Below are 21,755 nucleotides of genomic sequence, written 5' to 3' on the forward strand. Positions count from 1 at the left end.
GATAGATGGTATCAGCAGAACGTTAGGACGTTAGGACGGGGGCGCGTCCTAGCCGGGGTCGGAGGCACTGTCACTGAGGGTAAGGACGGGGAGCCGTTCGCCGCGAAAGAGTTCTTCACTGGCAATGCCCAGTTGGGTCAGACTAGACGCGATCGCCCGTGTCCCTAAAAGACCCAGCAACAGGGAACCTGTCATCATGCTTACCACCATATCGGGTTGCCCGTGGGTTTCATGGCCACGATTAGCCCCTAGTGTGGGGTCAAGATCCTTAAAACTTGCCATAGGGTACTGTGACTCCTCTAGAAGATCTATGGTGATGGAGAGTGATGGAGGGATCCATATAGGAGATCCATATATATTAATGACACCGATCTGACGAGGTGATGGGGTTTGTTAGCCTGAACAGGCAGAGGTTTTTTTCTGGAAATCGGTGCCCTAGGGAAAGACTGAGGTATCCTTCTCAGCTATGTGTGATTACCTGACCCTATTGCCACCCATATATAGGGTATTGCCTCCGACCGCAACGCTAGAAAAGCCAGTACATGGGCTCAAAAGCTTCCATGCGTGCTAAGTTCCCCCTCTCCCGCAAACGTGAGATCAGTTCTAACCTACCGGACTGGCTGTCCCAACAGGTGTTGTTGGGACAACCCGGTCAGGTTCAGGTGCGACTGCGGGGCAACATTCTTCATGTCCTCTGTGAGACGGAGCAGCCACTGCCCCAGGTGAAGGCGCTGGCACATCTGGTGTCGGCACTGTTGGAGCCAACTCAGGGGGATGCGATTACTCGAACCTATCCCCAGGTTTATCAGCTTTATGTCTACAGTCGCTGCATTGGCGATCGCAGTCCGGCTTGGACCGCTCCAATTTACCTGAATCGACTGGAGCGCCACCAAGCTCAATTGCAACTGCAAACTCAGGATCCGGTGGCGGTGGCGGCGGCTCAGTCCATGCTGCAAACCCAGGCCAGCAAGACCCCCGTGTCTAAAACCTGGACGGAGGACAGCACCACGGCGGCGATTGTCCTGTCTCACTTGAGTCTGGCCCGCCAGGGGGATCCGGAGGCGATTGCCTGGTATCTGAGTGAGGTGCTGAGTGCCCTGGATGTGGGGGTCTGGGTGAGTGTGCGGGCGGTGCCCGGTCAGGCTAAAGCGACCCCTGGCAAGCTGGAGGACAAGGTGGCTCCCCGGCTGTGGGTCTTTTGTGAGGCGGCCTATAGCCCAGATCCGATGCTGATTGCGGAACCTGTCACTGAGCGCTTGCGGCAACTAGAGCTGACCCAGTTCAAGGATGCGGTGATTGTGATTCAGGTGCAGGGGGAGCACCAACCGGATTGGAGTCTGCGGGTGGATTTGACGCCGCCTTCGGAGTTGCTGGCGATGTGGGCACGCTGGGGGGATGAGGCGGCGATCGCACAGCTTTTGACGGAAGCCCTGGCTTCCTATCCAGTCCAGTCCAGTCTGGAGCGCAAGGACACAACTCTCCACGCCATCCTCCAGGGCAAAACTGCGGCGGACCCGGTGCCGACGGAAGCCGTCATGGTGGCTGCGATCGCACCGTTACTGGACCGTCTTGCCCCCCAGGGATTGCACCGGGCCATGATCTATGGACAGCGCCCCCAAGCGGGGACTCCAGACTGGGTGCGTTGCCTGAATTTGCCCGGTTCGGAACATGAGGCTCTCTCGGTATCTCCCCAGGTACTCGCCCGTCAGCGGGACTGGCTGGCCCTGGGCTTTTTGCTAACGCGGCGGCTGAATCCGGATCTGTCCAGCTATTTAGCCACGGGGGGAGTTCGGGTGCAGGTACTGGAGCGGGACGACCTCCTGCACGTCATGGTGGATGGTCCGGTGTGCCCCCCTCGGCGACAGGTGGCTCCGGCGGTGACGAAGGTGCTGATGGATCTACGACCCAATGGCATCCAGGGCTTGCGCCTCTATGGGCGACGGGCCGGACAGCAGCGTCCCACGTGGAGCTACGGCAGCGATTTCCAAACGCGCCAGCGGCTGGTGCCCCAAGCAGAGCCGACCTTCGCCGCCTCTGAAGCCTATTTGGGAGATCTGCTGCCCCAGGCGGAAGACACCGGGCTGCGCCCCGACCTGACCGCCGGAGCAGTCCGGAAGCAACTGGCGGATCTAGGGCAGCGCACCCTGGAAGGGATACGCCAGGGACTGGTGAAATCCCAATTTTTTGCGCCTCAGCAGGATCTCCCCCGTGCCCTCCCTCCCCTGCCGGAGCGCGATCGCCGCGATGCCTTGAAGATTGGTCTGGTATGGGGATTGGTGGGAATCCTGGCGGCGTTCCAGGTGGATTGGCTAATGGGCCAGGGGTTGCGTCCGGTGGAGGTCTCTGGTAGCGCAGGCGCGACAGATTGGCGGGAGGTGAGGGAACCTGCGGCAGGGGACTCACGCGCCACTGGGGCGGAAGACGATTTGATCTCGGCCTTCTCGGATCTGGAGTGGGGCACGGAAACCCGTGATAGCGATACCTTTCGGGAGGATGGGTTTGCGGATCCTGGCTTCCCCCTGGGGGGGCCGATCCGCGATAGCAGGGATCCCAATTCCACCCTAGTAGCCAGTCCCGATCGGGCATTGGCCCCAACCCCGGATCTTCTAGCCACCTCCCCCTACCCCAGCTTTCGCAGCGAGCAAATGGATGAAAAGCTGGCCCTCTACCACCAGCGTCTCCAGGAATCTGGGCCACCGGATGTGCTGATCATCGGTAGCTCCCGAGCCCTGCGGGGAGTAGACCCGACGGCCCTGGGACGAGAGCTGGCGGCCCTGGGCTATGGCGAGGTAGATGTTTTTAACTTTGGTGTGAATGGGTCCACAGCCCAGGTGGTGGACCTGACCCTGCGCCAGATCCTGCGCCCGGAGGAATTACCCCGGCTGATCCTCTGGGCCGATGGTGCCCGTGCCCTCAACAGTGGCCGGGTGGATGTCACCTACAACGGCATCGCCACCTCCGAGGGCTTTCGTCAGTTGGGGCGTATCAACCCAGAAGCGGCGGCGGCAGCAGAGGCGGATCCCACCATTGCGGCCCCCACCGAAGACACCTCCCTACGGGCCAGCTACCAGGCTTTGGATCAAACCCTGAGTGATCGCTTGGGGCAGTTTTCCGCTCTCTATAACCACCGAGAGCAATTCAAGGCGCTGGTGCGCGATCGCATTTTGCTGCCCCTCAGCCGGCCCCTGACCCGGACCCTCATTACCGCCCTAAGCGCTGAAGAGTCCAGCGTCGAGAGTAGCCTCTCCAACGCCGACATGCCCCTACCGGAAAACAGCCGCATCGACTTCGACGGCTTCCTGTCCATGGACATGCGGTTCAACCCCGCCACCTACTATCAGCTCTACGCACGGGTGTCGGGATCCTACGACAGCGACTACGAGCAGTTTTCCCTAGTAGGCCCCCAGGCCGCCGCCCTGAAGCGGCTGGTGCAATTTGGCCAGGAACAGGACATTCCCATTGTCTTTGTCAATACGCCCCTGACGGACGAGTACCTGGATGCCTACCGCAGGGAGGCAGAAAATGACTTCCTGGAGTTCATGTTGCAGTTGTCCGCCACAGAGGCGGAATTCATCTTCCGCGACCTGGGCCAAATTTGGCCCCAGCGCTATGACTATTTCTCCGATCCCAGTCACCTGAACCGCTATGGAGCCTATCAGGTCTCCAATCGCATCGCTCAGGATCCCATGATCCCCTGGCCTCGGGCGGCGGAGCGCACGCCATGATCCTGCCCTCGATCACCTACGGCCTCTTCCTCATCAGCGTAGTGGGCCTCTATTGGGCCGTGGGACGGCGATCCCTACGAATTCCCCTACTCGCGATCGCGAGTCTGGTGTTCTACACCTCGCTTCAAGTGGAATATGTGCCCCTGATGCTGGCTCTAGTAGTGGTGAACTTTTTCTGGGGACAGGTGCTAGTCACCCCCATGGATTGGCGCATCCCCAATGAACAGTGGCAGGTGGCGGAGCAGGGCTGGAATCGCCGCCGCCGTCTGCTCCTGGGCCTGGGCATTGGGGTGAATGGCCTCATCCTCATCGCCTTCAAATATGCCGATACCTGGCTAGGGTGGATCCTCCCACAGGCTTGGCTCACGCCCGATACTATCACCGGGGAACCCCCAGGCTGGCTGGCGATCGCGCTACCCCTGGGCCTCAGCTTCTTCACCTTTGAATGCATCGCCTACCTGGTGGATGTTTACCGGGGAGCCCCCGCCACGGGCAATTTCCTAGAATTCACCGCCTACAAACTCTTTTTCCCCAAGCTCATCTCCGGGCCGATCACCCGCTTCCATGCCTTTACCCACCAACTCAAGGACAGCCCCACCCTAGACTGGAACTGGGTCGTGGAGGGACTGTGGCTGATTGCCGTGGGATCGGTGAAAAAACTGCTGATTGCCGACCACATCGGCGTTCTGGTCAACCTCAGCCTGGGCAATCTGGAGCGGGCCGGTAGTGGGGATCTATGGCTGGCCCTCTTTGCCTATGGATTCCAGCTCTACCTGGATTTCAGCGGTTACGTGGACATTGCCCGAGGCAGCGCCCTGCTAATGGGGATCAACCTGCCCCAAAACTTCAACTTCCCCTACTTCACCACCAGCATCGCCGACTTTTGGCGACGCTGGCACATGACCCTGGGGGACTGGCTGCGAAACTACCTGTACTTCCCCCTGGGGGGATCGCGGGTGGGGCTAGCCCGCACCTGCTTGAACCTGATTTTTGTCATGGCCATCGCCGGAGTTTGGCACGGAGACACCTGGGGCTTTCTGATTTGGGGTGGCATCCATGGTTTGGCCCTCGCTATCCACCGCCTCAACCATGGAGTGACTAAACGAGTGCCCCTACTGCAAGGGTTTTGGAAAAATCCCCTAGGCATCTTGGTGAGCTGGGGACTGACCCAAGCCGTGGTGTTCTTTAGCTGGCTCTTTTTCCGGCTGCCGGAACCCCGGCAATATGCCCTAGCGCTGCAAAAGCTCTGGGGCGTGCCCAGCGATGCCCAGTTTACCCAGCAGGTCTATGGAGAATCCCTAGGGCTCAGCGTTCCCCAACTGTGGGGGCTACTGGGACTGGTGGCGGTCGCCATGGGGATCGCCTACGGTATCCAACGGGGGCTAAAGCTGCAAATCAGTTGGCCCCTTAAGCTGCTCTTGGTGCCCCTGTGCCTTTTCGCCGCCTGGATTTTGGCCCCGACCGAAAGCCTGCCCTACATTTATTTCGAGTTTTAAGGATTTCCAGAGCATAACTCCGAAATCGTCCATGTCGCCGAGGCGACATGGACAATTCCTATCACCCTCGCCAGCCCCCCCTCCTCAACCATGTCTTCCCTAGCCACCCCCGATCCGGCCTACGACATTTTTCGGGCTGAGCAACAGCCCCTGAGTGCCCTCTTTACACCCAAAACCGTCGCCGTCGTCGGAGCTACAGAGCGCCCCGGTAGCGTAGGCCGGACCCTACTGTGGAACTTGATCAGCAATCCCTTCGGGGGCACCGTGTTTCCGGTGAATCCCAATCGAAAAAACGTGTTAGGCATCCGGGCCTACGCCAGTCTGCGGGATACCCCCGATGTCCCCGACCTCGTCATCATTGCCACCCCCGCCCCTACCGTCCCCGGCATCCTGCAAGACTGTGTGGACCTCGGGGTAAAAGGAGCCATTGTCCTGTCGGCGGGCTTTAAGGAAATTGGCCCGATAGGGATTGAGCTAGAGCGACAAATTCGTGCCCTGTTGGCCACCAGTGATTTACGCCTGATTGGTCCCAACTGCCTGGGATTAATGAACCCCTTGGTGGGGCTCAATGCCACCTTTGCCAGCACCATGGCTCGCCCCGGCAATGTGGGCTTTATCAGTCAGAGTGGAGCCCTCTGTACCGCTGTACTGGACTGGAGTCTGCAAGAAAATGTGGGCTTCAGCACCTTTGTCTCCATTGGCTCCATGTTGGATGTGGATTGGGGCGACCTGATCTATTACCTGGGGGATGATCCCCAGACCCGCAGCATTGTCATTTACATGGAGTCTATCGGCAATGCTCGCTCCTTTCTCTCGGCGGCGCGGGAGGTGGCTCTGACAAAGCCAATTATTGTGATCAAGGCGGGACGTACAGCGGCGGCGGCTCAGGCAGCGGCCTCCCACACGGGATCCTTAGCAGGGAGTGATGCGGTTCTAGATGCGGCATTCCGGCGGTGTGGGGTGTTGCGGGTCAACCGCATTTCTGAACTGTTTGACCTGGCGGAGGTATTGGCCAAGCAGCACCAGCTTCCCAAAGGCCCCAAGCTCAGCATCATTACCAATGCGGGGGGACCGGGGGTATTGGCGACGGATGCTCTGATCGCCACTGGGGGGGAACTGGCTCCCCTAGCGACGGAAACGATCGCAGCGTTGAATGACACGCTGCCCCCCCATTGGAGTCACCATAATCCCATTGACATCCTGGGGGATGCCGATCCCGAGCGCTACACGCAAGCCCTGAAGGTGGCGATGAGGGATCCCAACAGTGATGGCTTGCTGGTCATCCTGACGCCCCAGGCGATGACGGATCCGACGGAAACTGCTGAACAACTGAAGCATTGCGCCCAAAACAGTGATAAGCCAATTTTGGCGAGCTGGATGGGGGGTGCAGAGGTGACCCATGGCGAGACGATTCTCAACCGTGCCAGCATTGCCACCTACCGCTACCCCGATGCGGCGGCGGTGTTGTTTAACTTCATGTGGAAGTACCACTACAATCTGCAAGGCATTTACGAGACGCCTGCCCTGCTGCCAGAGTCGGAGTTTGGGACCACTGACCGCGCCCAGGTGAGTGATATTTTGCAGGCCGTTCAGTCGGAGGGACGCACCCTCTTGACGGAGATGGAGTCGAAGCAGATTTTGCAAGCCTATGGGATTCCAACCGTGGAGTCGCGCCTTGCCCACACGCCAGAGGCTGCGGTGGCCTGGGCGGAGGAAATCGGCTACCCCGTAGTGGTCAAGCTGGTGTCTAAGACCCTGACTCACAAGACCGATGTGGGGGGGGTGCATCTGAATCTGCCTGGGGCGGAGGCGGTGCGCTGCGCCTATGCAGATATTCAATCAGCGGTGACGGCGAAGGCGGGGGCAGAGCACTTTCAAGGGGTGACGGTACAGCCCATGATCGATCGCGATCGCAGTTATGAGTTGATTATTGGTAGTAGTGTCGATGACCAGTTTGGCCCGGTGATCCTGTTTGGCGCGGGAGGGCAGTTGGTAGAGGTGTTTCAGGATAGTGCGATCGCGCTGCCGCCCTTAAACACCACCCTAGCCCGCCGCCTGATGGAGCAGACCAAAATCTATAAAGCCCTGCAAGGGGTACGGGGGCGAGAGGCCACCGCCCTGGACGAATTAGAACGGTTGTTAGTGCGTTTTAGCCAGTTAGCAATGGAGCAGCGGTGGATTAAAGAAATTGACATTAATCCCTTGCTCGTCTCAGAGGCCAGTAGCCGCTATCCCCTACTAGCACTGGATGCCCGCATTGCCCTCCACCCCAACGACGCCAGCCTGCAAGACTTGCCCTCCCCCGCCATTCGTCCCTACCCCAGCCAGTATGTGCTGCCCTGGCAACTGCGGGATGGCACTAACATCACCCTGCGCCCCATTCGCCCCGAAGATGAACCCTTACTGGTAGATTTTCATCACACCCTGTCAGAGGAGAGTGTGTATCTGCGCTATTTTCACCTGATGAACCTGAGCCATCGGGTCGCCCACGATCGCCTCACCCGCATTTGCTTCATTGACTACGATCGCGAGATGGCCCTCGTGGCCGACCACAAAAATCCCGACACAGGCAAGCATCGGATCCTGGGTGTAGGACGCTTAAGTAAGCAGCACGGCCAGAATGAGGCGGAATTCGCCATGCTGGTGAGCGACAGCTATCAGCAGCAGGGATTGGGCACCAAGCTTCTAGAGCAGCTTGTGGCCATCGCCCGCCAAGAAGGCATGACCCGCATCACCGCTGAAATTTTGAGGGAAAACCGTGCCATGCAAAGGGTTTGCGAAAAAGTCGGCTTTACCCTCACCCGCGCCCCTGATTTTGTTCAGGCGGTCTTTATGGTGACAGGTTAGCAGGGGACGGCGGCACGTCCCCTGCTAACCTGACTCTGCCCCGTGGGCTAGCATAGGGGCGAATCTTTAGGGTTTTGTGCGTGCCTGTGTCCTCTGAACCTTCTCGCGACCCAAGCTCCTCTGCCACCGACCAATGGCGCAAATTTTTGGGGGTATGGGCGGGGCCAGGGGAACTGCCGGAGGAATCCCGCGCCCTGCGGCTATTGGTGCAGGGGCTGGTAACGGTGGGCATTGCCTCCGTCAGCGTAGCGGCCATCGGGGTGGCTCCGGCATCCTGGTTGAATCTGCTCGCGATTCCCCTCAGTGCCATCGGCGGCTACTGGAGTTGGCGTCGCCGCCACCAAGCCAACATTACGGTAAAGTTTGTGATTGCCCTGGGCATGTTACTGGCCCTAGGCTTTTTTTTATCCCGTCTCTTGGGGGAGGGCAGCGATACACGGGTACGCTTGGCGGAGCTGCTGATCCATTTGCAGGTGCTCCACAGCTTTGACATGCCCCGGCGCAAGGACTTGGGCTATTCCATGGTGATTGGCCTGATCCTCCTAGGGGTGGCCGCCACCATTAGCCAAACCCTGACTCTAGCACCGTTTCTCCTGACCTTTTTAGCGATCGCACTGCCAGTTTTGATCCTGGACTATCGATCCCGCCTGGGCCTGCGAGGGTGGCAAGCGGCCCTGGGAGGGATACCCACGGTACGGCGCATGGGTCTACTACTGGGGATCACCGTCTTACTGGGACTGACGATTTTCCTGCTACTGCCTCGCTTGCCCGGTTACCAAATTCGCAATTTCCCCGTCAGCGCCACCATTAGCTTCGAGGGTGACTTCTCCGGCGATCGCATTACCAACCCCGGTGCCGGATTTGGTACAGATGGCGAGGGTGGCGAGGGGGATAGCGAGGGCAACGGGACCGGGCCAGGGCAGCTTGATGACACCTTTTACTACGGCTTTAGCCGCCGCATAAACCAAAATCTACGGGGCAGTCTCATCCCCCAGGTATTACTACGGGTGCGATCGCAGGCGGTAGGCTTTTGGCGCGTCATGGCCTTTGATCGCTACACCGGCCAGGGGTGGGAAGTTTCCCGTGAAGATGAGGTCGAGGTAATCCGGCGATCAGGGGTGACCTACCAGACCTTTTTGCCAGAATCGGCCTTTCGCCCAGGGTTAACGGATATGGATCAGGGACGGCAGCGGGAGGTGATTCAAACCTATACAGTGGTGAATCCCCTGCCTAATGTCATGCCCGCCCTCTATCAGGCACGGCAGATTTATTTCCCCACGCAAGAAGTCGCTATCGATACAGAGGGGGGGCTGCGCTCCCCCATCCCCCTCTCACCGGGGTTGACCTATACCGTGCTCTCCCAGGTGCCCTACCGCGATCGCACTCTCCTTAGAGACGCCCCCACAGACTATACCAGCAGCATTCAGGATCACTATCTGCAAGTCCCAGAAGGCTTAGGCGATCGCCTAAGCCAGACTGCGCAAGACCTGATGGCCCAAGCCCCCCAGCCCCTCACAGATCCCTACGAAACCGCCCTATACCTGGCCCAAGCCCTGAAGCAAAACTACACCCTCCTACCAGAACTCCCTTTTTTTGAAACCGAAGAAGATCTAGTCACCGCCTTTCTCTATCGCTACGAAGGGGGCTACACCGACCACTTTTCCACAGTATTAACAGTAATGCTCAGGAGTTTGGGAATCCCAGCGCGGCTGGTAGTGGGCTTTGGGCCGGGGGAATTCAACCCCTTCACTGGCTACTCCGTAGTACGAAACACCGACGCCTACGCCATGACAGAGGTTCTCTTTCCCGGCTACGGCTGGTTTGCCTTTGACCCCATTCCCACCCATGACATCGTCCCCCCCTCCATTCAGGATTACCAAACCTTTAGCGTCCTGCGGCAATTTTGGAACTGGGTGGCAGGGTGGCTCCCCTCCCCAGTAGCCGGACTCTTCAACAATGTCTTTCTAGCACTAACGACCTGGGCAAGTCGCATTTTTGCCTTCCTCAGTCAGGGCTGGCTACAAGTCTTTGTGGGCTTGATCGGAGTCACGGGGCTGGGCTTTGGACTCTGGCTCAGTTGGTTAGGCTGGCGCAGTTGGCGGCGGCAGCGATGGCTAAAGCAACTCCCCGCCGTAGAGCGAATCTACCAGCAGCTCTTGGCTTGGTTGGCTATCCAGGGCTTCCCCAAGGCTCCCACCCAGACCCCCCTAGAACATGTCCAACAGATCCGCCGCCACAACACCGTAACCTACGGCCCCCAAGTGAGTGACTTGGTAGAAGCCTATGTGCGCTGGCGCTACGGAGGCCAGCCCCAAGACGAGAAGGCTTTGCACGCTCAAGCGCGATCGCTGATGGGTCAGCAGCACCCCGCTCCGAATTCTAGGATTATCGGATTTCGTTGAAACCCTCAACAGGGCAAGAGTTTTAAGTTCTGGTGAGGTTACTCGAAAGAGAAACACTAAGCAATCTTGGGGAATCTCTGCACCTTCTAAGCCTAAAATTGTATCTAACGAGAGATTAGGATTCTCTGAGAAGAAAGACTTGTCCTCTGTCGCTGTTGCCTCACATCAAATGCAAGAGACACCCCAAGAAAAATTTAATCGCTTATCTAGACTGTGGAACACAGAAACCAAGCATATGTCTCTTTCCAGTGACAAGGTTATGCATTATGCCTATCAACAGATCATTGACATGGGAACAGGTGCAATGCCTTTCATATTGCAAGACATGAAAGCAAACTTGACCCATTGGTTTTGGGCGCTTTACATCATCACTGGAGTAAATCCTGTCAAACCCGAGGATGAGGGACGTATTCACAAAATGGCTGATGCTTGGTGGGCATGGGGAAGAGATCACGGGTATGTGCAATACCTTTAAGGCTTAGCCAGAGAAAAGAGGCAATCATGTTGAGGGTATTGTCACACTCACTTGTTGTTGCGGCTGAACCTGTAAGGATTGTTGAACCTGAGCAAAAGCTGCATAAATGGGAATCTCTGAGTTGACTGCTTCAAAACTAACAACGAGGGAGAAAGGAACAGTCGCCTCAGGATTTTTATTCCAGCCTACATGACCAACTACGCCAACACAGAAACCCTCGCGGAGATCATAGGATTTGACGATTGCCCAATCCTTCTGAATGGTCCCTGCACTTCTAGAAACTTCCTTGACAATGCCATCGATCCCCTGTGAGGGAACGGTGCCATCATCACGTCGTCTCGCTCGCCTTCTACCCAGAGTCCAAGGAAAACCGCCTTCTCCCTCGTCGGCATCTAGTGGGGCTTGATCGTACTCCTTCAGAACTTTGGCAAGAAAGGTATCCGGATCTTGTCCCCGCTTGCTACAGGTCCAATCAAGCCAGGTTGAGAGGTATTTCCGGCGATTGCGGCGGGTGCGGCGAGGCTCAGCAACATAGGATAGGGTGATTTCAATGCGGATATCGAAGCCTTCACCTTCCCTGAGCAGAAATTCGGGTATTTGGACCTGGTAAACCTTGGCTTGTCGGGCTTTAATGGACTCGCTGCTCGGAGTCGTGAGGGTAATCCGGCTGAGAGAATTGCCTAGTGCTCGGTCCAGGTCAGGAATGCCATAGCCCATTGTCCGGATAGCATGGTAGCGCTTTTCATCAGATTCTTCTGCCCAGGCCGGTAAGCGGGCTGACTGAACAATCAGGGCGCGGTAGAGTAGAGCGTTTGCTTCCGGATATGCGGCTGCCAGGGCGGCTGCGATATGAGTAACTTTGGGGGCTGCAAATGAGGTGCCAACCCTATTGCGGCTGACGACTGGGCCTCCTTCTCGGGTGGCTCGAACTAGTTCAGGGCAGACGGGCTCAGGTATGGTGAAATTGGGCGGAGTGCTGGAGTCAATGACGAGGTCGCCGCCGTATTCAACCACTTCGGGCTTGATCGTGTTCCAGATGCCCAAGCCTGTGCAGGAGAAGGCGGAAGGGTAATCTGCATCTGCTAGCGATCGCAGGGGTGGCGAGTCGTAGGTGGCATGGGCTACTGAGCCGACCGTTAAGGCTTGGAAACTTTGTCCGGGGCTAGCGATTCTCACAGATGGGGAGAGCAAGTAGTCTGGATAGTTTCTACCTGCACCTAAGTGACTGGCGATCGCGGGACGAGTGGGAAAGTTAGCACTCGCATTAAGATTTCCGGCTGCGACAATGAAGAGAAGATCTCCCCCCATATTCCAGGTGAGCTTATCAATGGCAGCAGCCCAGGCGGTCATAAGCTGGGTTCGGCAGGGAGTGATGGTTGTAATCGAATGATTGAACAGGCGAGTGCTCGTACGCCTAAAGTAAAAATCGACGATTTCTTCCAGCACCTCTGGAGGAAAAATATTCCTGGGCAGATGATTGTCATGATCAAGCATCCTCGCATTTTGGAGCCAACAGATGGACTGAAGCTGCCCTGTTCGTGGCACCTCACGCGGGTAAATAACGGCTCCGGCGACTCTGGTACCGTGCCCACCGTTGGGGACATAATCGGCTGTCTGATCTAGCTCTCCCGGCACCCATGATCTTGAATTGGCTTCATCAATTGCACCCCTGAGGAGGGGATGCCGTTCTTGGATGCCGCTATCGATGACGCAAACTTTAGGGGCGTTGGACTCCGGTGGCTCAAGCTCGAAACCATCTCGATAATCCCCAGCAGCATCTGGATCAACTGGGGGAAGGTCAATGTCCTCATATTCACACACATCAAAGATATAGGGAAAATTGAGAACAAGATCTCTCAACCCGTTGCCAGAGATGCGAATTCGACAGGAGAAGCTATCAGGCAAGCGTGAGACGCCAATTTCATTCCCTTCAATGTTGTGAAGTATCTCCCCCCTATACTGCCGGACAAACTCCTCTAGCTTGTCTGAGCGCTCAAAGTAGAGATTATCCCATTCCTCCCGAGTGAGTTTGTACTTGGACAACCATCTTTCAATTCCCTGTTGGAAACTTTCATCGGTCTTGTAGCGTTCCCGTTTGGGGCATCGAGAATATTGCTCTTGAATATCGATACAGGAGATCCCAACATCGACGATGTATTCCTGGTTGTCCTGAATCTGATCCCAACCGGTTCTAAGCTTATCGGACAGAATGAATTCAGGTCGATTAGTGCCTTCTAGGAGTTCCCAAATGGCTGGAACCTTACCTCTACCTGTTTCAGAGTTGATAAAGTTTACGATCTTCTTCCTAAGCTCGGATAACTCGGTATCTGCGGAAGCACCAATAATGTAGCCTTCTTCTAAGTCAGCGACCACTTCAATACCGAAGCTTCTGAGGTTATCGGCGTCAAAAGCATCGGGATCAACTTGGAGAATGAATGATACAGCATCGGGAAGATCAGGCTTGCCTTCCTCTTGGCGTTTCTTCTGTTCTTCTTGCCAGTTGATCGTAATCAAATCAACTGAGGATTTAAGTTTGCTCCCGTGACCTCCAGCATTTCCTTTGTTTGCGGCAGTCCTTGAAGAAGCTTGCCTGGATCCTCTTGGTGAGACGGCAATTCCTTGACTGGCTAATCGTAGACGGAGATGGGGAAAATTCGAGGCGTTATCCGGCATGGGCGACTATGACATCTTGAATGGAAGCTTCCAAATGCTCTTGGATAACCAGGTCTTCCCGATCTAAGATGGCGCGTTTGGCAGCATTTTGAGCAATTCTCACAATTTGAGCAGCGGAAAATCCATCCAGCTTTTGCACGGTCGCATCCCAATCCACTGAGCCCACTTCGACAGAGACCAGGGTCTGCTTGAGAATGGTGCGAATTTCGGGCTCAGTAGGTTTGGGAACTTCGATCACGTCGTCAAACCGTCGCCAGACAGCCTCATCTAAAAACTTGGTCAAGTTGGTCGCGGCGATGAGTAGACCATTCGATACCTCATACTCATCCAGCAACTGGAGGAACGTATTGACCACTCGCTTAATTTCCCCAACCTCCTGGGCATCTTCACGGGATTTTGCCAGGGCATCGCACTCATCGATAAACAGCAAGCAGGGATTAGCGGCGGCGGTCTCAAAGACTTCCCGGAGGTTGGTGGCAGTTTCGCCTAAATAGGAAGACACCATCGCATCGAAGCGCACCTTGACTAGGGGCAACCCAGTATTCCAAGCGATGCGCTCGGCTCCCATGGTTTTACCGCATCCTGGAGAGCCGTACAGCAGAATCTTTTGGCGATATTTCAGGCCGTAGTGGGCCAACCGATCGCGGGCTGCATACTCCCGCTCAATCCGGCAGAAGCGCTCCTCGACGGCATCGGACAAGACCATGTGATGTCGCAGGCGATCTCGCGGCACCGTCAGCACAAATGGGTGATTGAAGCGGCGATTGCTCGACAGCACCTTTAAGGGCTGAGCAGCAGTCGAACTGGAATGGGGGCCGACAGGCGCTATTGAAGCAGTAAGGGACTGAGGTGCCAGGGCAAACTGCTCAGTCTTTGCAAGACGAGTGTTTTTTTGCAGGATAGCGTCAAGCTGCTCAGCCAGCTTGGTATGGCCGAGCTGGCGCTCTTCTGCAATAACGACAGACAGCATACTTTGGATTGCCTGTGAGTCGTCACTGGCAACTGCCCGGAATAACCGCTTAAGTACATCTCCTTTCATGGTGCGGCCCTAGAATGCAGATCTATCTTTAAGATATCTAAACTATTTGACAGTCACCTCAGCAGTCGGTATACAACACTTCATACTGGCTTGATTGATGGAGATGCTTCTGTCCCGTCATCAAGTGCTCGAAGCGATCGCCCAGATCTCGTAGCGAGGGGGCCGCTTCCCGCAGCTCCTCCAGGATCGTCCCTAGGGCACCCTCTCCCCTGTAGCTGCCTTAAACCTCCACATCACACCATACTCTCCCTAAGCCCCCTGCCCAAAACCCTTGAAAACAGGCAACGATCGCTAGAATTTAGCCCAAATCACCTAGATTTTCTAGGGGTTGCAGAAAAATCTCATCAAACTATCACGAGGACAGTTGCCATGGCTACCTGACTGTACTCCCGATTAGTGAGCCCCTTACCTGTCTGGAAATTGCAGACAAGGGATAGGATTGGCTTACGGGCGTGCCTACTGAAGTCAAAGTGATGGAGTTTGCTAACGAGGAAGCGTTACAGGATTTCCTGATCAGCTATTTGGAAAATAAAGGCTTGAGCTGCTACAAGGAGTTCCCATTGACGACGGGAGAGTTTGTAGACATCGTGACGAATGAGTACGTCATTGAATGCAAGCTCAGACTTTCCCGCAAGGAAATCGACAGTGCCGCAGGGCAACTCTTAGGACGCTATCTACCCCATTTTTTTGGCCGACAGGGCGTGATCGCAGGGCTGTCGGCCCCTAGTGGACAATCCGTCGCTGCTAGTTTGCGCCGGAATGGGTATCAGGTCTGGTTTTTGGACGAAATGCCAGACCTGATGGAGTACTACGACATCTACACCCAAACCGATGAGCCAGAGCCGGAGCCCTATTACCAGGAACCCGAGCCAGATCTAGACGAGTTCGCTTTCTACCGTGACACCCAACCCACATATCGGTCTACATACCGAAGCTCTGTGGATTTTGGTGAGCTTGTCGGCATTGGCATTGGGGGACTCATCGGGCTGATGGTGATCATTGGGGCAGTTAGCGGCGGGGTACAGCAAGCTCAGCAAAATGCCCCTGTTAAACAGCTCCATGAAGCCGCTATTGCCTGGGATCCAAGGAGCAAACACGAGGCCATCCAAGCGCTACGGGCTAGCGGATACGACTGCAATATTTTGCTGGCAGACACTGTAGAGGCCACCTGGGAATCGGCGGAGCGATCGGGCTTTAGGGGCAATGTCCTTTATCAAAAGGTGTTTAACCGAGTGGATGCTATGCAACAGGCGATCAGCCAACAACACCCTCAATGCGTTTATCCTCCGCTCCGTCACCCCGATCAAATTCCTTGAGGGAACGCCCATGGACGTTCAAAGGCTATAACACTTTGCCAATCTCGCTTTTCAAACAGGTTGCCATCGCCAAGCGCAGTATCTTAAGACTTCATTCAACAAGTCTTGATTGTCCGCATATAGGTGATTTGCCTCGTCAACCACTTCAGCTAGTGTTGGCCAATCACGTTCCCCCACCCATATGGGGCTTTTCCGCTTCTCGATACCCGTATCTATATGAAAAACATGTTTGTGGAATGGATCCAGATGTCCTGGGTATAAATCTCCTGGATGAGTATTATCGTATCTGAAAAGGTTGTGAACCCCTTTGCATGCAACGTTGTACTCGTAGTGCCGTGTCTTGACAACAGGCGACTTCCCGTTCCCATCGCGGTGGCAGATGTCAAGTCGCTTGTTAACTGAGATCTCGATATGCCCTGGGCATAGGATTGGTCCAGTCATCAAAATTGAATCGCGATGGTGTTGTATCTGGATGTCCTCCGAGAGTACAAACCCAGCCCTCTCAAGGTGCTCCATGTGGTGAGTATGAATGCTCAGGTACTTATCTAGACGAAGCGGATTACGCTGATGTGGCGGCATAACACCCTAAAAAAGGTTGATTTAGCGAGATTTCAATTTATTAATTAGGTCTGAGCGATTGAGAGGCACTTCGACATCTAGTGCTGCCTCCAACCTTGAAACACGATTCCTCAGGGCCGCAATTTCCTGAATAGACGCCTCTAACAGCTCAGCCATGACCGAGATAGTATTGGCCTCAACCAATACTCCGGAAGACGCACTGTTCTCTTCCGTACCCAAGCCTGAGGTCTGAATTGTCCGCTCTGCTTTAGAGGAAAGTTTATATACGTACGTCGGCTTAGCCTTGCGTTCTGTACCAGGCTTAGGATGCCGAACCAGGATTTTTTGCTCTGTCAGCTTCTTCAGTCGCCCAAGCACTGGGGCACGACTGAGGTGAAGTGTGTCTGTCAAGTCGCGAGCTACAGCCTGCCCCTTCTCCTTAATGGCTTCAATGATGGAGATGCTGACAGAGTCTAGTATGTCTATAGCTAAATCGTCTGCATCTACCCCTGAACAATCGCCTAACGCTGCATCTTTCGAGTCTTCAGATTCGAGACACAGAGACGAACGAGGGTGTTGACGCAGATCAGAACCGTTTTCTAGGCTATCCATACAGTGATCTAATGAGATTGCGTAAAAAAACATGGTCAATCAAGAGCACCCTCTCCGGCAAGATTGGTTGGCTTTTGATTGACTTATGTCTGCTCAAATGGTATTTACCAGCTTACAGCATCAAAACACAGATGGATAACGTTTGTATTAGTCATGCTCCCAACCAAACAGTCTCTAAGCCTAAATGATTTGAAAGGGATGACTCTTGAAAATGTAAGTGATTTGGTTGCTGAGTGGTTTGACTACACATCTTTACCTAGCATCACAACCATCATTGATAGTGAAGCACTAGCTCGAATAAAGGATTACGAAGTTCGTTACCAGATGACTTCTCGCAAAATGAAGGCTCAGGTAGAAGAACAGGGTTTTGTGGATGGGGACGTTACTCATTGGCTTACCTTGGTTGAACTGTATCCGGAATGTTTATGTATGGATTTTCTTGACACACAAAGCATAGCCTGAATGATAAAGTCTCAAGGACGTGCAGGTTTAATAGATCTGTCGATTTTTCCAAAAAGCTCAACTGTTAGTTTTTACTTTTGGTTTGCCAACACCAAAGGTAGTGGTTAATCGAACAATATCAGGATCTACAGGGTTCAATGTACTAGAAGCCTGAATAAATTGTTGGGATCCCTGAAAGTCAATGCTTTCAGGGATTTCTGCCTTTTGGTAGCATACTCAATCCGGTAGAGACCAATACAATACGTCCTAGTACCGTGCTGCGTAAATTTGCAAGCTGTTCCATGGGGAAAGGGAGTAGGGGCATAAGGGACTAGGCTACTTCCGCCGAATAAATTAGTCTTGTGTTGGTCCCAGACGGCTCAAAGACTGGAATCGCAACCGCTTGTAGCAGTCCTGCAATAGCGGCATTTTATCCAGTTGCCAGGTCTGCATAGTGTTTTGCTGGATGATCTCCATAGCGGGCTTGCCACTGCTATCCGACAACTCAGCAATGATCATCTCTCGGTTTTGGAGGTGGTATCGGTAGCGCTTCTTCGCTCTCAAAATGCATCGTAAAACTCACTATGGTGGGTCAGAGCCTCGACGGCTCACGGCTGGCAAACAAGTCCTTAACGGCACCCGCTGACCATCTGGGGTGAACACATAAAGCGTGCCGTCGTCACCGCACATACTGGCGATGACCAAGCCTTGGACGCGGGCTTGTAGACACCCAAAGTCACGATCTTATCTGCACCGGCATGACGAGGTAGGTCATCTGGAGTTGACCCAGGGGCACGAGCACCGAGGGGCTGGTGGCGGTGTTGCACTGCATCTGAATCTCGGTGGTGCCTAAGGCTTTCAGGCCATCCAAGAGGTATCGCACGTTAAAGGCAATATCCAGAGGATCACCGCTGATCTGGGCGGGAATCACCTCCCGACCACTGCCGACCTCCGCTGCTTCCACCGACAGCGCGATGGTTTTCTCGTCGGTGTTCATGGAGAGCTTGACGATGTTATTTTTTTGATCTGCCAGCACCGCGATGCGCTCTAGGGCCGAGATCAGGGCTTTGCGATCGACGGTGGCCTGTCGCTCAAATTGTTTGGGCACCAGTTGGCGATAGTTGGGATATTGCCCCTCCAGTAGGCGGGTGGTGAGGCGCTGTTGCTGACCTAGCTCAAACAATACCTGGGTGTGATCAAAACGCAGGGCGATGGGTTCGGAGGATCCATAGCTCTGAAGCATTTTCTCCAATTCCCGTAGCGCCTTGGCGGGAACCGTGACATCCATAGCGGCTGAGTTTGCCCGATCCGTCGTGCCCTCTGGGGTTTCATCGGTGGTCTTGACCACCGCTAGACGGTGACCATCGGTGGCGGCAAATTCCAGCATGTCTCCATCGGTCAGCAGGTGGACCCCTGTGAGCACCTGCTTTGTCTCGTCGGCGCTGGTGGCAAAGAGGGCTCCCCGGAGTCCTTCTAGCAAGGCTTCGGCGGAGAGTTGGGCCGCTTGGCCATCTTCGACCAGGGGCAAACTGGGAAAGTCTTCGGCACTGAGGCCCCGCACTTGGTACTGGCCAGAGGAGCCCGTCAGGGTAATGGCAGCATCCTCTTCGGATTCTTCGACGAGCAAATCTTCGGAGGGGAGGCGAGAAACGATATTTTCCAGCAACTTTGCAGGCAGGGTAATTGCGCCAGGAACCTCTACGGCGGCGGAAAAGGAGGTTTCGATGCCCAGGGTTTCGTCAAATCCGACCAGGGTGATCTCCTGTTTTTCCAGATCCGCTTTCATCAGCACGTTACTCAGGACGGGCTTGCTGGGCCGGGAGGGTACAGCCCGACCCACCAGGGATAGGTGGATGTTGAGATCGCTTTGGGGACAAACAAATTTCATGGCCACACGGAATGGGGAGTAAGGCTGACGGAATGGATGCCAATCCTATCACCCGGACTTCCATCCAGGTTTTGAAGGGGTTCTATTCTCTATCTTTATCTCTAAATTTTCCTACAGTAGTTGTAGTAGGTGCTGTGAAAACTGTGGAGAATTTGGGGATCGCTTGGTCTAATGGGGGTTCATCATCCCCATCCCTGTGGAAAACCTGTGGGAAATCGGGATGCTTATCCACAGGGCTTGGTAAGTCCGGACTTTTTCCCCATTTACCGGGAAACTCTCCCAAGGGATTCAGGCTTTTTTCCACAAAGAATCCCAGGTTTTCCACAAGCTCCGAAGCAAAAGCTTCGCAAAACTTAACAATTAAGGGACGTTCTGGATTGCTTCTTGGAGATCGGTCTAAACAGACGAGATAGAGCCCTGCGATCGCAGGGCTCTATCTCGTCATGATTTGGGGTAATAAGTGATCTCCCGATGACGTCATCGGTCCAGAACTGGACCCTACGGGAGGGTTGAACGCTAGAGGCTTACAAGATCTCTAGTTCTGGCTAGAAAGGGTAATGCGATCGCTGAGGCGACGTACAGTTTGGGCCAGATCCAGATCTTTTTTGAGCTGCTTGGTGATTTTCTCGCAGCTATACATCACTGTTGTGTGGTCTTTGCCCCCAAAGACCTCGCCGATTTTCGGCAAGCTTAGGTCTGTGTGCTGGCGCATCAGGTACATGCCTACTTGGCGGGCGAGGCTGATTTCGCGGCGGCGGGAGCTGCCCTTGAGATCTTCGACGGGGATTTTGAAGGTGGCAGAGATGGCTTGCATCACATCTTGGGGGGAGACATCCACTTTATCCATAGGCTGGTTGAGGACGGAGGTGAGGTTTTCCACCGTCATCGGTAGGCCAGAGATGGAGGTGTAGGCGATGGCCCGAATCAAGGCCCCCTCTAGTTCGCGAATGTTGGAGGTGTAGGTGGAGGCGATGTATTCGATTACGTCGCGGGGCAAGCGCACACTTTCGTATTCCGCCTTTTTTTGCAAAATGGCCATGCGGGTTTCCAAGTCTGGGGTTTGAATATCCGCAATCAGCCCCATGGAAAATCGTGAACACAGGCGCTCTTGCAGGCGAGGAATTTGGTTGGGGGGACGATCGGAGGCGATGACGATCTGTTTGCCGGCTTCGTGGAGGGTATTAAAGGTATGGAAAAACTCTTCCTGGGTGTATTCCTTTCCTTCAATAAACTGGATGTCATCCACAATCAGTACATCCACTGCTCGGTAATGATCCCGGAAGCGCTGCATACTGTCCTTGCGGATAGCGGTGATGAGGTCGTTGGTAAATTGCTCAGTAGAGACGTAGGAGACGCGGGCATCGCCGCTGATCTCTAGGCGATAGTGGCCGATGGCCTGCATGAGGTGGGTTTTGCCCAGTCCTACTCCGCCGCAGAGAAACAGGGGATTAAATTCTCGTCCAGGAGCCTCCGCCACGGCTAGGGCGGCGGCATGGGCCATGCGATTATTGGCTCCGACTACAAACCGGGAAAACACTGCCTTGGGGTTCAGGCCCGCTGTGCGGCCCAGGGTAGGGGCTGGCGTTTCTAGGGGCGGCGGGGGCGGGGCAGGGGTGGGCCAGGGTACCTCTGGGTGGGGCGCTAGCTCGCCATTGCCTTGGCTTGTTTCCACCATGACTTGAATGTCCACGGAGCGTCCTAGGACCTCAGCAACTGCGCTGGAGATGGTGCCGAGGTAGTGTTTTTGCAGCCAGTTGCGGGCAAAGGGATTGGGGGTGGTAATGACTAGGGCTTCTTCCGATAGATTTTGAACGCGGGCCGGTTTGATCCAGGTTTCAAATGTGGGGTGGCTGAGCTGTGTCTGGAGGCGTTCCAACACCTCGTCCCAGAGCCCATCTAGTACCTTTTCCACGGCCTACCTCCACACGGCAACATCACCATCACCACCCACCCAATTTCGACCCAAGCCTACTCACCTATGTGACTTTAGCGTTGAGACAAACCGCCATTCATCCGGTCTTCATCAATCCGGCTTTTCAGCATACGGTGTTGATGGCCGCCCCACTAGGGGGTGGGTGTACACCCATAAGGACTTACTAGGCTACCCGATCTTCACCGGAAGCGCAGGGGTGAAAATCTGCATATAGCGTAAACAAGGGGGATTCTGACGCTATAGCTGGGATTTTTGCCCTAAAACCTCCGTTTCTCTGATCTGAGATCGTGCCTGATCCCTCCTTCTAGCGCTCTTGCTACTGGATGCGATCGCATGGATCCGCCAGTTGA

14 protein-coding genes are annotated in these 21,755 nt (G+C 55.1%); 7 read left to right on the forward strand and 7 right to left on the reverse strand.

From position 1 onward, the window contains the following. Positions 1–48: 48 nt before the first annotated feature. Positions 49–282 (reverse strand): hypothetical protein, encoded by a 234-nt coding sequence (locus tag LEP6406_RS29505; protein WP_008319067.1) that lies wholly within the window; start codon positions 280–282, stop codon positions 49–51. Positions 283–560: 278 nt separating this feature from the next. Between LEP6406_RS29505 and LEP6406_RS0223730 the strand changes: the two genes are divergently transcribed. From LEP6406_RS0223730 to LEP6406_RS29510, 5 genes are all read left to right on the forward strand, one after another. Continuing rightward, positions 561–3,725: a hypothetical protein gene (locus tag LEP6406_RS0223730; protein WP_008319065.1), complete on the forward strand. Its 3,165-nt coding sequence runs from the start codon at positions 561–563 to the stop codon at positions 3,723–3,725. Then, complete coding sequence (locus tag LEP6406_RS0223735) at positions 3,722–5,221, forward strand: MBOAT family O-acyltransferase (protein ID WP_008319062.1); 1,500 nt, start codon at positions 3,722–3,724, stop codon at positions 5,219–5,221. The genes LEP6406_RS0223730 and LEP6406_RS0223735 overlap by 4 nt, the downstream gene beginning before the upstream one ends. Before the next feature lie 90 nt (positions 5,222–5,311). Next, the gene (locus LEP6406_RS0223740) at positions 5,312–8,068 is read left to right on the forward strand and encodes a bifunctional acetate--CoA ligase family protein/GNAT family N-acetyltransferase (RefSeq protein WP_008319059.1); all 2,757 of its coding nucleotides are present in this window, start codon (positions 5,312–5,314) and stop codon (positions 8,066–8,068) included. Between the two features lie 80 nt (positions 8,069–8,148). Beyond that, positions 8,149–10,470 carry a transglutaminase TgpA family protein gene (locus LEP6406_RS0223745; RefSeq protein WP_008319057.1) on the forward strand — a complete coding sequence of 774 codons (2,322 nt, stop codon included), beginning with the start codon at positions 8,149–8,151 and terminating at the stop codon, positions 10,468–10,470. 235 nt (positions 10,471–10,705) lie between these two features. Further along, entirely contained in the window at positions 10,706–10,945 is a 240-nt protein-coding gene (locus LEP6406_RS29510; protein ID WP_202807551.1) for a hypothetical protein, read from the forward strand. Positions 10,946–10,969: 24 nt separating this feature from the next. Here the strand turns inward: LEP6406_RS29510 and LEP6406_RS0223755 are convergent, their stop codons facing one another. Beyond that, positions 10,970–13,459, reverse strand: coding sequence for a S8 family peptidase (locus LEP6406_RS0223755; RefSeq protein WP_263971220.1), 2,490 nt, complete (start codon positions 13,457–13,459; stop codon positions 10,970–10,972). Positions 13,460–13,607: 148 nt separating this feature from the next. Continuing rightward, positions 13,608–14,588, reverse strand: coding sequence for an ATP-binding protein (locus LEP6406_RS0223760; RefSeq protein ID WP_263971221.1), 981 nt, complete (start codon positions 14,586–14,588; stop codon positions 13,608–13,610). Between the two features lie 542 nt (positions 14,589–15,130). Between LEP6406_RS0223760 and LEP6406_RS0223765 the strand changes: the two genes are divergently transcribed. Then, positions 15,131–15,973, forward strand: coding sequence for a hypothetical protein (locus tag LEP6406_RS0223765; RefSeq protein WP_027269391.1), 843 nt, complete (start codon positions 15,131–15,133; stop codon positions 15,971–15,973). A gap of 600 nt (positions 15,974–16,573) precedes the next feature. Here the strand turns inward: LEP6406_RS0223765 and LEP6406_RS0223775 are convergent. Then, positions 16,574–17,143 carry a winged helix-turn-helix transcriptional regulator gene (locus LEP6406_RS0223775; protein WP_162160910.1) on the reverse strand — a complete coding sequence of 190 codons (570 nt, stop codon included), beginning with the start codon at positions 17,141–17,143 and terminating at the stop codon, positions 16,574–16,576. Positions 17,144–17,296: 153 nt separating this feature from the next. Here LEP6406_RS0223775 and LEP6406_RS0223780 point away from each other — a divergent pair, with 153 nt between their 5' ends. After that, positions 17,297–17,605, forward strand: a complete 309-nt coding sequence (locus LEP6406_RS0223780; protein WP_008319047.1) for a hypothetical protein — start codon at positions 17,297–17,299, stop codon at positions 17,603–17,605. Positions 17,606–17,938: 333 nt separating this feature from the next. On the opposite strand, the gene LEP6406_RS33165 is transcribed toward LEP6406_RS0223780, so the two are convergent. The 3 genes from LEP6406_RS33165 to dnaA all read right to left on the reverse strand — a co-directional run bounded on the left by LEP6406_RS33165 (position 17,939) and on the right by dnaA (position 21,384). After that, a complete protein-coding gene (locus LEP6406_RS33165; protein WP_155834757.1) occupies positions 17,939–18,103 on the reverse strand; it encodes a hypothetical protein in 165 nt (54 codons plus the stop codon). Positions 18,104–18,320: 217 nt separating this feature from the next. Then, positions 18,321–19,472 (reverse strand): DNA polymerase III subunit beta, encoded by a 1,152-nt coding sequence (gene dnaN, locus LEP6406_RS0223790; protein ID WP_008319046.1) that lies wholly within the window; start codon positions 19,470–19,472, stop codon positions 18,321–18,323. 535 nt (positions 19,473–20,007) lie between these two features. Next, positions 20,008–21,384, reverse strand: a complete 1,377-nt coding sequence (gene dnaA / locus LEP6406_RS0223795; protein ID WP_008319045.1) for a chromosomal replication initiator protein DnaA — start codon at positions 21,382–21,384, stop codon at positions 20,008–20,010. Positions 21,385–21,755 lie beyond the last annotated feature (371 nt).

It is taken from the genome of Leptolyngbya sp. PCC 6406 (assembly GCF_000332095.2).
Taxonomy (GTDB): domain Bacteria; phylum Cyanobacteriota; class Cyanobacteriia; order Phormidesmidales; family Phormidesmidaceae; genus PCC-6406.

Coding starts and splice junctions, on each gene's coding strand:
- LEP6406_RS29505 (WP_008319067.1), bottom strand. CDS start 282: ATGGCAAGTTTTAAGGATCTTGACCCCACACTAGGGGCTAATCGTGGC.
- LEP6406_RS0223730 (WP_008319065.1), top strand. CDS start 561: ATGCGTGCTAAGTTCCCCCTCTCCCGCAAACGTGAGATCAGTTCTAAC.
- LEP6406_RS0223735 (WP_008319062.1), top strand. CDS start 3,722: ATGATCCTGCCCTCGATCACCTACGGCCTCTTCCTCATCAGCGTAGTG.
- LEP6406_RS0223740 (WP_008319059.1), top strand. CDS start 5,312: ATGTCTTCCCTAGCCACCCCCGATCCGGCCTACGACATTTTTCGGGCT.
- LEP6406_RS29510 (WP_202807551.1), top strand. CDS start 10,706: ATGTCTCTTTCCAGTGACAAGGTTATGCATTATGCCTATCAACAGATC.
- LEP6406_RS0223760 (WP_263971221.1), bottom strand. CDS start 14,588: ATGCTGTCTGTCGTTATTGCAGAAGAGCGCCAGCTCGGCCATACCAAG.
- LEP6406_RS0223765 (WP_027269391.1), top strand. CDS start 15,131: ATGGAGTTTGCTAACGAGGAAGCGTTACAGGATTTCCTGATCAGCTAT.
- LEP6406_RS0223775 (WP_162160910.1), bottom strand. CDS start 17,143: ATGGATAGCCTAGAAAACGGTTCTGATCTGCGTCAACACCCTCGTTCG.
- LEP6406_RS0223780 (WP_008319047.1), top strand. CDS start 17,297: ATGCTCCCAACCAAACAGTCTCTAAGCCTAAATGATTTGAAAGGGATG.
- LEP6406_RS33165 (WP_155834757.1), bottom strand. CDS start 18,103: ATGATCATTGCTGAGTTGTCGGATAGCAGTGGCAAGCCCGCTATGGAG.
- dnaN (WP_008319046.1), bottom strand. CDS start 19,472: ATGAAATTTGTTTGTCCCCAAAGCGATCTCAACATCCACCTATCCCTG.